This is a genomic window from Candidatus Accumulibacter sp. ACC012, assembly GCF_907163155.1.
GTDB lineage: Bacteria > Pseudomonadota > Gammaproteobacteria > Burkholderiales > Rhodocyclaceae > Accumulibacter > Accumulibacter delftensis.
In genome coordinates this window covers 1-14,099 of record NZ_CAJQUC010000018.1, presented here as the reverse complement: position 1 = coordinate 14,099, position 14,099 = coordinate 1, and the positions used below count along the sequence as shown (strand labels likewise).

Here is a 14,099-nt window from a genome sequence, read left to right as displayed (position 1 = left end):
AAGGGACGTTCGTGAACCGCGTCTACGACTTGCACCTTAGGCTAGCTAGGCCCAGTCGCGCGGTTGCAGCATCTCGTAGAGTTCGGCCTCCGGGCTGCCGGCGGTGGGTTGCCAGTCGTAACGCCATTTGACAATCGGCGGCAGTGACATCAGGATGGATTCCGTTCGCCCGCCCGACTGCAAGCCGAAAAGAGTGCCGCGGTCCCAGACCAGATTGAACTCGACATAGCGCCCGCGCCGATAGGCCTGGAAGTCACGCTCGCGTTCACCGTAGGGTAGGTCCCGGCGCTTGTCGATGATCGGCAGGTAGGCTTCGGTAAACGCTTCGCCGACGGCTTGTGTCAGGGCGAAGCAGCGCTCAAAGCCGCCCTCGCTCAGATCATCGAAGAATACGCCACCGACCCCGCGGGGCTCTTTGCGGTGCTTGAGGAAAAAGTATTCGTCGCACCACTTCTTGTACCGGCCGTAGACGTCATCGCCGAAAGGCTGCAAGGCTTTCTTGCAGGTGGCGTGGAAATGCCGGATGTCTTCACTGACCGGATAGTAGGGGGTGAGGTCCATGCCGCCGCCGAACCACCACACCGCTGGCGCATCGGCCTTGCTCGCCACCAGCGCGCGCACGTTCATGTGCGCGGTCGGGCAGTAAGGGTTTTCCGGGTGTAATACCAGGGAAACACCCATGGCTTCAAAAGCGCGACCGGCCAGTTCGGGGCGCTTGGCGGTCGCCGAAGCGGGTAGCGCGGAACCGCTGACCTGCGAGAAGGCAACCCCACCGCGCTCGAATACGCGGCCAGCCTCGATAATGCTGGTGCAGCCATTGCCGGCAAGCGGTTCGCCCTCCGCTTTTTGCCAGGCATCGGCACGGAATGCTGGCCCAGGAGTGCCCTCGATATCTTCGAGCGCCGCGACAATGCGCGTCTGCAGGCCGGTGAAGTAGCTCCTCAGGAGTGCCGTGTCGATCATCGCAAGCTTTCGCTGGCCGAGCCGCCCTGCCTTGCTGCATTGCTCATCGCGGTACGGCGCGGTGGCCGATGTCGTGGCGATATTGCATGCCGTCGAAGTGAATCCCGACAATCAGGTCGTAGGCGCGTTTCTGCGTTCGCTTGACGTTGTCGCCGAGCGCCGTGACGCAAAGTACGCGGCCACCGGCGGTGACCGTCTGACCATCGCGTTCGCTCGTCCCGCCGTGGAAAATGTGGCTGTCTTCGCTATCTTCGCTGTATTCGCTGTATTCGCTGACTTTCGGCAGACCGCTGATGACGTCCCCTGTACGCGGTGTACCCGGGTAGTTGGCTGCGGCAAGCACGACGCCCAGTGCCACGCGGCGATCCCAACTGGCTTCGACCTGGTCGAGTTTGCCGGCGACCGCGTGGTCGAGCAGCGTGAACAGGTCGGACTTCAGGCGCATCAGGATGGGTTGGGCTTCCGGGTCGCCCAGGCGACAATTGAACTCCACCGTTTTCACCGAGCCGTCCTTGCCGATCATCAGTCCGGCGTAGAGGAAACCGGTGTAGGGGGTGCCCTCGGCAGCCATTCCCCGGACCGTCGGCAGGATGATTTCGCGCATCGCCTTGGCGTGAACCTCTGGCGTCACCACCAGGGCCGGCGAGTAGGCACCCATGCCGCCGGTGTTGGGGCCGCTGTCGCCGTCGCCGATACGCTTGTGGTCCTGGCTCGATGCCAGTGGCAGTACGTCCTTGCCGTCGACCATGACGATAAAGCTGGCTTCTTCGCCTTCCAGGAACTCTTCGATGACCACCTGCGCTGGCGTGCTGCCCGTCGGCGCGTACGTACTTTCGGCCGGCAGCATGCGGTCAAGCGCGGCGTGCGCTTCGTCGCGAGTCATCGCCACCACCACCCCTTTTCCGGCGGCTAGACCATCGGCCTTGATGACGATTGGCGCACCCTGTTGGTCTATGTAGGCGTGCGCCGGAGCGCGCTCGCTAAAGGTGGCGAAGCACGCCGTCGGAATGCCGTGCCTGGCCATGAAGCGCTTGGCGAAGTCCTTCGAGCTTTCGAGCTGCGCGGCTTCCTTGCTTGGGCCGAAGATTTTCAGGCCACGGGCGCGAAAGAGATTGACGATACCGGCAGCCAGGGGCGCTTCGGGGCCGACGATGGTCAGCGACACCTTTTGCTCTTCGGCGAAATCGGCGAGGGCGTCGAGATCGGTGATGGCGACATTTTCAAGCGCTCGGTCCGCAGCCGTGCCGGCGTTGCCCGGCGCGACAAAGACCTTCTGCAGGCCAGGCGTCTTCGCCAGACACCAGGCGAGTGCATGCTCGCGACCGCCTGAACCGATGACCAGTAGTTTCATAAAAATCCTCTCCCCTCAGAGTGGTCATGGCGGCCTGCTGCTGGTCCGCAGCAGGACGATTGCCATCTGGCTTCGGATATCCAGGTTGGCTCAAAAGAGCCTGGCATACCCTTCACTGCCGCCGCCTTCGTTGAAATTTGCTCAGTGCCGGAAGTGGCGGGCGCCGGTGAACACCATTGTCAGTCCATGCTCGTTGGCGGCGGCAATCACCTCCTCGTCGCGCATCGATCCCCCGGGCTGAATGACCGCCTTGGCACCGGCGGCCGCGAGAACGTCGATACCGTCGCGGAACGGGAAGAAAGCGTCCGAAGCGACCACCGAGCCGGCCAGATCGAGGCCGGCGCTCTGCGCCTTGCTTACGGCAATTCGGGTCGAGTCGACGCGGCTCATCTGGCCGGCACCAACGCCCAGGGTCATGCCATGGCCACAGAAGACGATGGCATTGGACTTGACGAATTTGGCGACGCGATAGGAAAAAAGCAGGTCTTCAATTTGCGACTCGCTCGGCGCCAGGGTGCTGACGACTTTGAGGTCGGACGCCTGAACGTTGAACTTGTCGGGCGTCTGTAGCAGCAGGCCGCCGCCGATGCGCTTCATCTCGAAGCCGTGGTAGACCCTGGCCAGTGGCAACTCCAGGACGCGCAGGTTCTGCTTTCCGGACAGCAGTTCCCGGGCCGCAGCCGTGAACGCGGGAGCGAGCAGGACCTCGACGAAGTGCTTGCGCGAGTTCATGGCCAGGATGACGTCGGTGTCGACCGTGCCGTTGAAAGCGATGATGCCGCCAAAAGCCGACGTCGAGTCGGTCTGGAAAGCTTTTTCGTAAGCCGACAGCAGATCGGTGCTGACCGCGACGCCGCAGGGATTGGCGTGCTTGATAATCACGCAGGCCGGGGTCGCGAAGCTCTTGACGCACTCCCAGGCGGCATCGGCGTCGGCGATGTTGTTGTACGAGAGCTCCTTGCCCTGCAGCTGCTGGTAGTTGGCGATCGAACCGGAAACTGGTTCTGGATCACGGTAGAAAGCGGCCTGCTGGTGTGGGTTCTCGCCGTAACGCAGCGTTTCGCCGCGATCAAAGGCGAGTTGCAGGCGCTCGGGAAAGGCTTGTACCTGCTCGTTTTCGTCGAGAGAAGTCAGCCAATTGGCGATTGCCGCGTCGTAGCGCGCGGTGTGTACGAAGGCCTTCTTGGCCAGGGCGAAGCGCGTGGCCGCCGTCAGACCGCCTTCGTTGGCCGCCATTTCCGAGAGCAGCGCCGGGTAGTCGTCAGGATCGGTGACCACGGCTACGCCGGTGTAGTTCTTGGCCGCTGAACGCAGCATTGCCGGGCCGCCGATGTCGATGTTCTCGATTGCCTCGGCGAGCGTCACCTCGGGTTTGGCAATCGTTTCCCGGAAAGGATAGAGATTGACGCAAACCAGATCGATGGTCGGAATGCCATGTTGCGCAATGGTCGTCAGGTGTTCTGGCAGATCGCGGCGGGCCAGGATGCCGCCGTGCACCTTCGGATGCAGTGTCTTTACGCGGCCGTCGAGCATTTCCGGAAAGCCCGTGTAATCACCGACCTCGGTCACCTCCAGCCCGGCATCACGCAGGATTTTTGCCGTGCCGCCGGTCGATAGCAGTTGACACCGTGGGCGACCAGGCCCTGGGCAAATTCGAGAGCCATGATTCTTGTTGGAGAGGCTGATCAGGGCTTGACGTATTTTCATGGTGGGCAGGTTTGCGGCAGGGGAAGGAGGATTGGAGCAAGAAGGCCGTTCAGGCGATGATCGTTCAGGCGATTAGCCGGTGATCGACCAGCTTCTTGCGCAGCGTGTTGCGGTTGATTCCGAGTATCTCGGCAGCGAAAGTCTGGTTGCCGCCGGCCTGCTTGAGAACGACTTCGAGCATCGGGCGTTCGACGCTTTTGATCACCATCTCGTAAACCGGCGCCGGCTTTTCGCCGTCAAGGTGCAGGAAATAGCTTTCCAGTGCCTTGCGGACGAAACTGGCAATATCTTCTTCCTCGTCGTGATGTCGCTTCATGCGGCGAGAATCCTCACAATGGGCGTTTGCTTAGCACCGGCGCGGCCGGATCGCTATTGACGTAGGGCAGGTGCTCGTGATGCTCGGCGAGCGTCAGGAAAAAGTCGTTGACCGCTTGCCGCTGCAGGGGCGATGGTCGGCAATTGGTTCATCATGTGGCGGAATGCGGCCGATCCGACCAGACCCTTGGTGTACCATGAGATATGCTTGCGCGCGATGCGCACGCCGGTCTCTGTGCCATAAAAGAGATAAAGGTCTTCCAGGTGGGCAAGCAGAATGCGATGAATTTCCGTGACTCGGGGCGGCAGCAGATGTGTGCCGGTTTCAGGAAATGCTCGATCTCACGGAACAGCCAGCCCGGGCTGGCCTATCGGCCGCACCGCGTACGATCATCAGACCGCGTCGGCACCGGTGCTGTCGAGAACGAATGGCCGTTAACGGTGAGACGATATAGCCGTTTGGCGCACTCAGCGGAATCGGAGGCCCGCGGCCTCACGCGCGGATGGTGTCGTACTCACGGAGTGTCCGCTGTAGACACAGGCGCGGTTCGTCCTGTTCCGTGCATCGAACAGTTTTTTGCCCGGATACACGACGTTATCGGCGTCTTCAGAAGCTAGGGCGGTGCCGGTTTTTGGTTGTCCCACGCGGCTCCGCCGATATTCAGGGTAACTTGGTACAGTCTGCCGCCGGAACAGCATTATTGACTACCGCCGCGAGGACTCTTCCACCAGCGGCTCGAGCGGAGCGGCCGAGCGGGCCATGAGTTGAAAGTATTTTCTATGGATGGGGAGCCCATGTTGCATGAGACCGACTCTGTGCTCCGCAGATCGATCGTCTTGTAGCGGGCGGCATGATCCAGCTGCAATCACATGGCGGGGTCGGCGAAAGCGATCTGACCGAGATCGGGGCCCACCTTCGCCTTAATGATTTGGCGCGCCGGCGATTCGTCTTCGCGCACCGTAGCAGCAGCGAGTTCTCGATCCGGGCGAGGTCACCAGCGCGGAGACCGCGCGGCCGGCGCCCAGGCTCTTGCAAAAGTTGCCGGAAGGCGACGACGCGCGGCTACACGGCAACTGCGCGACATAACAGGTTGTTGCCGAAGGCGTCAACCCGAGGCAGTCACATGGCGGGAAGGTGGCCGGGCGCAAAGCAAGATCGGAATCTACCGCGATGGCGCCCGAAAAACAGACGATATTGGACCCGCCGACGAGATTCATCAGGTCGGCGTTTACCGCATTACGCTGGGGCATCCGCAGAACCAATCAACCAAGCGGCACTCTCAGGGTTTCACGAATCGCGTGGCCCGCAGACCAATCACCAAGCGGAACGTCAGCAAGGTAGTCCAAGCCCGTTGTCGGGGTGCGAGGCGGCAGCCTCCGGCTAGCATTCTGGCGCCGTGGCTCCCAGCTTGGCCGTTGAGCTTCACCTAGGTCTTGCTGGCGGTGTACGGCATGACGATGTTCACTCGAGAACTTACCATGTTCCCTGACTTCTCGATTTGAAACCTTGATGTCGTCGGGGGGTGGCGGACCAGATGTACTTGGAAATCACGGCCAAGCAATTCCGCTGCAAGGCTGGCAGGAAAGTCCCGGCGTGTTGTTGCTGCCGTGCGTTCGTGGGCAATGATCATAGTTGGCAGGCTGTTCTTGGCAATGGGACGCCTCCTGGGCTTGCTGCCGCCGACGATCAGCGAACAGGGGGACAATCCTTATTTCCCCCACGAAAGAAATCGCTTGAACAGGGCGGGTTCTCGTAGTCGACGTAAGTAGGGGATGGTTTGCCGAGAAAAGGAAACGGCCCAACAAGTCAAAGGTAAGCGCCCGGCAACGTCGCTACCGGCACGTGGATCGCAGGTGCGCTCAGCGTTTGACGAGGCAGTACACCTCGGACTCGGGAATGTACGCCGATGATCGGCAAGGCAGAATTCCTGCACGTCTTGTACGAGAGCATTTACCCGTCCTCGGACGCGCTTGGGGCGGAATAGCGCGTAATCAGCAGATGATCCTTGACCGCTAGCCGCCGACTCAGGGCCGCGGCGTGACTTGGCTGGATGATGCCAAGGATACGATCGGAGGCGGTACCGAGGAACCTCGGGGTGCTGAACCACCAGCGCTTCGTCCGCAAAGGGCCAGGGCAAAGAACTGCGCGCGCTCGATGCACGACGGTGAATCGCAGATGACGTATCGAAGGCAATGTGTTTCGAGTTCCTTGAGAACTTCTCCCCTCCTTCTTCTAGATGAAGCGCGCCTTGTCGCGAGCTGTGAAGGCGGCAAGACGAAGGGATTGCCGTTCTCGCAATGCTTGTCCCTTGATCAAGCGCCTGAGTGAGGCGTTGCCTCGCCGTTGAGGACGTTGACACCAAAACCCCCGGCAGCATACCAGACCCAAAACAACGGCGCTCGCACCATGATCAGGGCGAGGTTGCGCAAGCCGACGTCAAATCAATGGACCGCAGTTTTCGTAACCAAGCAGAGCGAGGCCTGATGCGAAGATGGCGAATGGTGGTGGTCTTGCCGACCCCAACCTTGCCCGGGCGTACGACGCGAGACGTGTCACAGATCTTCACCGCAGTTAAGAGGGCTTCTACCCGCAGAAGTGGGGAGTTCTGTGACTGGCGCCGTCGTTGCAATGCTATTGCCAGTGCCTGATAGTGTTAATACGTCTCGATCGGCTCGACGATGGAGTTTCCCTAAGCTGTCGCCATTTTTCAGTGAGCTGGACCTGTTACGGTCGGCTGCCAGGGTCGGCAGGAAACGCCGACTGTCGAAAGTCCGATAGGGCCCGCAATCGAGAACAGTGGCATTCGAAAGGGTGCTGAAAATGCGCGCCTCGGTGTCCCGCTGGAGACTGACAGCGCGCGACGTGCAAGGGGGGCGGTAAAAAAAGGAGGTGGATGTGGCCGTCGGCGATCACTACGGCACCAGAGTTGACGCGGCAGAGTAGAACGACCAGGTCGCCACCACGAGCATAGATCTGGTGCTCCGGAACGCAAGGGGCGGGTGAGGAACAGTGGTTTGTCGCGAATTGGTGCTGGGCAAGTACTGGCAGGGGTAGGGTTTCGCTGCCGGAGGCGCGGAGGCGGGCTGCTGCGCCATTGCGGCGCGCGGTTGGAGAGGGCCTGGAACGCTCTTCATCAGATCGGCGGCAGTGGACGTGCCGCACGGTCGCCGCGCGTAGGTCGGCAGGCGCACCGTGCGGGCACTCTGGCGAAGCTGTCGGCTGCGCACGTTACACCATCAAATTAACGCGCCCGCGGGACGAAAACGCTATTTCAAAAACTGGCCTTTCGCCGACGACACCGCCGCCATCCGGGACAAGTCGAGCACCGCCGCATCGCCATCGATAAAAACGGGAGCGAGCGCACCGAAAGGGCGTTGGCTGCTTAAGCCGAGTTCGACCAGTTGCAGGGATCGCAGGCTCTGACCGTGACGACCGGCAGGGGGTATCCCTGAACTATATCAGCGGTGGGGTAAGTTGGTTTTGCGGCATGGGATCGTCAGGGGGCGCTTTGGCATGCAGGGACTGGGAAGCGACGAAGTCTAGCGGAATCACCGCAAAGCGAAATGAAGCGACGTGAATTTTCTTTGCTGACTACGGTGGCCGGGCCGAGGCTCAGTCGGCGACTACTAGTTCCTCGGGAGGTCTAGGGCCAGGAGAGGGCGCCCCAGGATTCATTGCATGCAACGAAGTGGCCCGTAGACGGTGGCAAGACGTCCGAGACGCAGCAGTCCGAGGCACGAGCGTGCGTAGCCGGGTGAAAGGTTCATTGACCAAAGAAGAGCCACGATGACGTCGGTGAAAGCGATACTGCCCTTGCGGTCAAGCGGCGCGCTGCGCGAAAGCTGTCAGGGTGGCGGCAAATACACCCGCCGTCAGCCGCGGGCCGTTGGCAAGCGGCGGCGGCGACAGCGACAGGGCGTCGCGCAAGCCGAGATTGAAGCCTTGGCCGGATGACGGGTGCAGGCTTTGTGCGGGCGGTTGCCGATCATACCTGGCGTGGGTCGACCAGTGCTAGCGGACGCGAAACGAGCAAAGGGAAAGCTGGCGCGCGGGATGCTGGCGACAGAAAACGAGGGCGGCATCCGCAATGTTGACTCCAAGGGCGGCGAGGAAAGCCCTCCTCGGTCGAGGTCCGAGCAAGAGAGCGGCTTTTTCCGGGCTAAGGTAAATGAACAGCGAGTAGTCCTCGGCACAGCGGGCTTAAGCAGCCCAGCGGACAGTTGGCGAGTGAAGCGTTACCATGCCGATGCTGGTGGACAGGAACGGGCGAAACCTCGGCGACGATGGCGTGCTGCCGATTTTTTAAAAACACGTAAACGCGCAACCGCAGGGGAGTCACTGGCGGGAGTGACTTCGGATGGACGGGACGAGGTATGGCCCGGATAAGGCGTGGTGCGGCCGGTGTTGCCGGCGCGCTGCGGCCTGGCTCGGACAGAGTAATCTCAGGCAGACCCGCTGGCGGTGGTCGACTCGCACAGAACCGGTACGGCTGCTGTAAAGGCGCTGTAGTTTTGCGTGCTGTGCGCATCGATGCTAGATCGAGTGCTGCCACGCAGAGATCGCGCGGTTAGCGCACCGTAGCCGGTGCAGGCAATCCATATCCCTGGCGTCGTCAGCGTCGCGGCCGAAGCCACGCGCTGCGACAACGTGGAGGATGCCCTATCGATGCCGTAGCCGCAGCGGTGGTTCCAGGCGCTGAGGTGTGCGAGGAGCTGCGGATGCCAGCGCCCAGCTGCGCCAAGGCGCGCGGATCCGCCGGACCAGCAGCACGCGCGCGCGGCTGTCGAGCAGCAGCAGTACGCGCTGCGGGGCCCGCGCCCCAGCGCCAGGGCGAGCGCCATGCCGACCGGCACCGGCCCGAGATGGCACGGACGTCGACGTGCTTCATCGCTGGCGCCGGTGGTGCTTTAGGTATCCTTCGTGTCACTCATGGGCATCATTTCCTCCGGATTTAGGCGACCGTTCGTGGCCGTAGGTGTAGGGCGGGCCGACGTCGCTGGGAACCAGGACGTCGCTCCCTCGATGCCGACACGCCAATGACGTGCAGATGCTCAGGGACGGCACTGAAGGGCCAAAGTAGAGGACCGGCTTCGACGGTCAGGGTCATGCCAGGCGACGCCCGGCCCTGACCAGTCGGAGTCGTCTGCGGCTGCCAGTCTTGTATTCGCCGGGTCTGTGTGAACGTCCAGAGACCAGAGCGCAGTTGGACGGTGCGGTCGAATGAACACGATTGTAGGCTTCGCCTCTCGGGATGCCGCCGTCACGCTGCCGCTGAGCAGCTTGGATCGATAAGCCCTGTGACAGGAACGCGCAGCGCTTGCCAGCGTGATATAGGCGGCGACGAGCACCCGGGCGTACCGCGGCAAGCGCCGCCGCTGAGTGCGAGGACGAATTCTAGACCTCGCGTTGGGCGGCGCTACGCGTACGCGTACCGAAAGTACGGGTGATGTCCGAGGCGTAGCCAGCGAATCAGCAGCAGGCTCGATCAAGGACCAGCGATTGGACTGGCCAGCAGTTGTTGTTGTCGACTAGGGAAGGATGAAGGCATTGGCGCAGCCGGCTCACGATCGGGTGTAGGGTGGCCGTAGGCACCGCACGGCGGCGAAACTTCCGTAAATCAATGCGGCTTTTCGAGTTCCGATACTTCAGGCCATGCCCGGTGACAAGGCACGCATGGCGCGGCGTGGACCGGCCAGAACCGAAGCAATGTCGGCGGCACGGCGCATGAGCTGATTTCGTGCCCATCAGATCAGTCGCATTGGTCGAGCAAGCCGCGCCAGGTTCGCGCGATTTCCTCGGGCGAGCGCGTGCCCACTGCGCCCTAGAGTGGGAACCGTATTCAGCGCGCTGGTGATGAGCCCGGCTTCCATTCGCTGCGTGACCCATCCGAAGTTGCCACCAGGGCCGAGCGGTTGGCGATCAGCTTGGGGCAGCATTTGCTCAAGACAGTCCGATTCGGGTGCGCTTCGCCAAAAGCCGAAGGCCCCGCGGCGAGGCACCGTCAGGTCCGTAGCGGAAACCGTCCCGGCTTCGCGTTCTCATTTTCTCGCGGAGAAGAGAATCGTTTCGCGCTTCGCCGCCAAAACCCCGACCCATCACAGCATCGGGATCGCGCAAAGCCGCTCGGTACCAGAAGTAGCTGTCGAAGAAGGTTAGGGGATAAAGGGGGAAGAAGTCGCGGTTGCGCAGACGCTCGGGTTTGTCGTGGCCAGGACAGAGACGCCGTAACCGAGGCTGTCGAGTTACGCGTGGCGACGCTTTGGGGGGTTGTGTGGCTCTCGGTTTTGCGCCAGCTCCAGGTCGAGTTCGGCAAAGGCGCTTCGTTGGTGCAAAAAAAAGTCCACCCACGCGGCCTATGGCGTTGGCCAGTGACGGTTACCTGCGGCAATACCGGCGTCCAAGCCAAGGGGCGGCAGCTTATCTCACCGCCGGCCGCCAAGAGGAAAAGAAATCGGGCCAGAAAACGCCAAGAAGGCGTAGGTGAGCGCTCCGTCGCACGTTCGACTGCCGTGGCAGGTCTGCAGCCCGTCGAGCACGAATCGCGCGGGATGGTGAGTGGATGTACCAGACAGCAGCGTGGGCGCGGCGCTGGTCGACTGCGCGGCGATGCGCCTGGCCTGCGCAAAGTCCCAGTAGCACCAAGATGTCACCATTGACCACAAGAAAGGTTCCTCGCCAGCCAGTGGCAGGCCGTGGCGATGCCACGGAGGTTTCCAGCGTCCGACAGGTTCGGGCGGGGGGGGAGTGGAAGCGTACGCAGGCCGAAAATCGCTCCGTCGCCCAGTGCGGGCGCTTGTTCGCCGAGATTGGGCGTGGTTGATCACAACTCTCACGCCAGCGGCTCTGCCAGGCCTTGCAGAGCCAAGACCGATCAGCGCTTTGCGCCAGCCATTTAGCAGTGGTTTGGTGGGTGATGGTCGGTAGGCGGCCGCAGGCGGTCACCGCCGGCGGCGGAGAGAATCATGGCCTTCATCAGCAGCTGTAGCCCGACGATGACCGGGCGATTCTACGAGCACGTCGAGGAGCAGGCGAGGCCGAGCGGCCGGCAGTCGCTGTAGCGCCTCGCAGGTACGACGCAGATGCTCAGCACGCGCGGCATGTCGCCAGGTAATCGCTCTTGCGTCGCGATGGAAGAGGCGGCAAAGAGGCCGAGCACCTTGAGTGGCGCCTGACGCGCCCATCCGTACATAGTCGCGATAAAAGTCGTGGGGGAAATCGGTCTCTGTACCGGCAGTCCGGCTGGCGCGCCCATTCAAAGTAGCGGACCACAGATAGTCGAGCTTCCTGATCTTCAGGAGCATCCAGTCGATGTAGCGTCACGATAAAGCGAGACGAGATCGTAGGGTCAGCGGCACCACGTAGACCGCAGCCCTGGAAATCGATAGCCGGGGTTGTTCGAAGAAAGAAAAGCGGGCGTCGACTCGCCGCGGCATTCAGATGCGGAGTGGTAGTCGCGAGGACCGTTATACCTGTGGTGGTTGCAGGTATCACAGGATCGCTTCGCACACCCGTTGCAAAGTGCCTGATGCCTTGTCGATGCCACTCCGACGGGTGTGAGGGCGCACGCGTACACTCGGGAAAACCAAAGCCAGCTCGAGGATGCGGAGCACGCGGTCGTATGCAGGAAGGACGTCGGGGGCGGCTGGCGAGTGGATGGCGGAGCAGGGCCCGTTGGCATCGGCCCGTAGAGTTCGTGGCGCCCACGTTCTATACTGCAGGGCGCTCAGTACGTGGTGCTGCCGAGGTCGAGATGGAGCCAGCAGAAAGCCTTGTAGACATTGCTGGCGAGGACCTCGGGAGCTGCAGCGGCCTACGCGAACAGCGCGGCGACCTGACAAAGGGGGGGCGGCAGTTTCTTTCTCTGGGGGCGCGTTCAATGACCGATGCGCCGTCGTTTGATCGGGAAGCAGAACGCGGACAATAACGCCGAAAGATGGCGTCGGCCCGAGGCCGCTGCGAGGGGCACATCCAGCCGGGGAAAGGCCGGCGCGACGGAAAGACTTGGCCGAGCCAGTTGCGCAGGGGTGGTACGCGGCATGTCGTATCCTTGACACGTGATGCTAAAATGTGCGATCGATTTTACCATCAGGGTCGGCTTGAAGCGCCGTCACAGGCAAGAAGCCAATGACCCCCAGCTGGCACCCGAGAAACTCGGCGCATCCGCCTCCACTGACAAATCTGGAATGACGTCTCCCTTTCGGCGCAAGCCGACCTCAGGAATGATCTTTTGCTGCAGTGTCCGCAAGTGCGCTTGTCGGCAGCTTGCCTGGGCTTCGCACAGGCGCAGACCGACACAAGCGCTGCGAGTCGATCCGCTTGCTGGCTTGCCGGCAGAGGCACCCGCCGTCGCCGCTCGAGGCCGGGCTGGCGAAGGTAAAGAGCGTGCAGCGGCGAGCAAGCGGAGTTGACTCCCGCTCATCGAGGCGCAACCCCGTGACTGGCCGAAAGCACGGCAGAGCCGCTGCCAGATGCGGCGAAGTCAGCAAGCAGCAGCGGTCGAACCGTCGCTACGCTGACACGGCCGTCCAAGGAGGAACGTGCAGCGGAAGGTGCACCGGAACCAGCGTGCGTGCAGGATGCGGAACAGCGCTGCCGGTTATCAGCCAGCACGATCAACGCCTGGCCGAGCCGCTCGAGGAGAACCCGAGGCCGGGTGCGGCTGATGTCCGGGCCGGAGCGGGAGCCGACGCACGCGCCGATCGCCGGCGGACACCATGAGCACAACGCCGATGTCCTGCTGCGCCAGAACCGTGACGGCCACGCACAGCCGAAGCAGCTGCCCGCGCCGTTGGAGCCGGAAAGCGTCAGGGCCGCAGTCAGATGAAACGGAAAGACGAAGGTCCGCCAAGCGGCACCTTATGAGCGCGGGGGGGAGGCTATCGGGCATTGCGACGGGAGCTCATTGCTGCAGGACAATGCAATTGCGACAAGTCGACAGTATGGGACGCCACAGAATCGACCTATGGCGTGGGCGACGACAAGTCGAGGCAGGTCGGGCATGTGCGCGCTTTCAGCCGAAGTGATGAAGATAGTTAGGGTACCAGGCTGCGCGGGATGCGGCCTTCGAAGATCAATTGGTTTCTTCGACGATGCTTCCTATCTCGTGCAAGGCGCCCACCCCGACCGGTGGCGGGCGCGGAATCTGGCGGCGCGCGGGGGGCTCACGACACGGCGTCAACCGAAGCTCGGGAGAATTCACCAGCGGTTTTGCCGCACCCGTTCTAGGCGTGGCTCCCGGGCAGACCACGCTCAAGTATCACGACTGGCGCAATGGTGCACGACAACGGAGCACGCGGCACGGCGCAGCGCATCGACTTCGAACCAGGGCTGAGACAGATCCGTTTGAACTCGGCCACCTACACCACCTGAAAGCCCGGCAATGACGACTGTCTGAGTACCGGCCGCTTGCATCTCGACTACGACAATGAGGTGGGCAAGCGGTAACGACGCCACCGTCATTTCTCGGGGTGGCGATCTCTACGCGCCGGGGTTTTCCTTTGCGCTCAACACCGGTAAATCGGGCTTTTCTGACGCACAAGCTAGGTTCCAGTAGTGACAGCGGTTTCGAGGTTTACGCTGCAGGTACTATGGAATATTGCAAGGAAATGGACGCCACCGTTTGAGCCAACGCTGCTCACAAACGTGGCTGATGGATGGGCACAGGACTTCGGACCTCAACGACGGTATGTGGTGGGGACCCATGTCGGAACCTGCGGAAGCAGTATCTTTATGATCGCGTGGCGGACAGGGATCGCTGGGGGT

The 14,099-nt window shown here is 62.1% G+C and carries 6 protein-coding genes; 1 reads left to right on the top strand and 5 read right to left on the bottom strand.

Translation table 11 applies throughout. The features are described from left to right. Positions 1 to 45: 45 nt before the first annotated feature. The 5 genes from hemF to QZ648_RS25105 form a co-directional block, all read right to left on the bottom strand. Positions 46 to 963, bottom strand: coding sequence for an oxygen-dependent coproporphyrinogen oxidase (gene hemF / locus QZ648_RS17210; RefSeq protein WP_169065505.1), 918 nt, complete (start codon positions 961 to 963; stop codon positions 46 to 48). A 43-nt stretch (positions 964 to 1,006) separates the two neighbouring features. Next, positions 1,007 to 2,314, bottom strand: coding sequence for a phosphoribosylamine--glycine ligase (gene purD / locus QZ648_RS17205; protein WP_291997780.1), 1,308 nt, complete (start codon positions 2,312 to 2,314; stop codon positions 1,007 to 1,009). A gap of 141 nt (positions 2,315 to 2,455) precedes the next feature. Next, positions 2,456 to 4,021: a bifunctional phosphoribosylaminoimidazolecarboxamide formyltransferase/IMP cyclohydrolase gene (gene purH / locus QZ648_RS17200; RefSeq protein ID WP_291997779.1), complete on the bottom strand. Its 1,566-nt coding sequence runs from the start codon at positions 4,019 to 4,021 to the stop codon at positions 2,456 to 2,458. A 64-nt stretch (positions 4,022 to 4,085) separates the two neighbouring features. Continuing rightward, on the bottom strand, positions 4,086 to 4,337 hold the full coding sequence (locus QZ648_RS17195) for a helix-turn-helix domain-containing protein (protein WP_169065502.1): 252 nt from the start codon (positions 4,335 to 4,337) through the stop codon (positions 4,086 to 4,088). A gap of 53 nt (positions 4,338 to 4,390) precedes the next feature. Next, a complete protein-coding gene (locus QZ648_RS25105; RefSeq protein ID WP_366144182.1) occupies positions 4,391 to 4,645 on the bottom strand; it encodes a tRNA-dihydrouridine synthase in 255 nt (84 codons plus the stop codon). Between the two features lie 3,478 nt (positions 4,646 to 8,123). Between QZ648_RS25105 and QZ648_RS17190 the strand changes: the two genes are divergently transcribed. Next, positions 8,124 to 8,291: a hypothetical protein gene (locus tag QZ648_RS17190; RefSeq protein ID WP_291997778.1), complete on the top strand. Its 168-nt coding sequence runs from the start codon at positions 8,124 to 8,126 to the stop codon at positions 8,289 to 8,291. Positions 8,292 to 14,099 lie beyond the last annotated feature (5,808 nt).

Coding starts and splice junctions, on each gene's coding strand:
- hemF (WP_169065505.1), bottom strand. CDS start 963: ATGATCGACACGGCACTCCTGAGGAGCTACTTCACCGGCCTGCAGACG.
- purD (WP_291997780.1), bottom strand. CDS start 2,314: ATGAAACTACTGGTCATCGGTTCAGGCGGTCGCGAGCATGCACTCGCC.
- purH (WP_291997779.1), bottom strand. CDS start 4,021: ATGAAAATACGTCAAGCCCTGATCAGCCTCTCCAACAAGAATCATGGC.
- QZ648_RS17195 (WP_169065502.1), bottom strand. CDS start 4,337: ATGAAGCGACATCACGACGAGGAAGAAGATATTGCCAGTTTCGTCCGC.
- QZ648_RS17190 (WP_291997778.1), top strand. CDS start 8,124: ATGACGTCGGTGAAAGCGATACTGCCCTTGCGGTCAAGCGGCGCGCTG.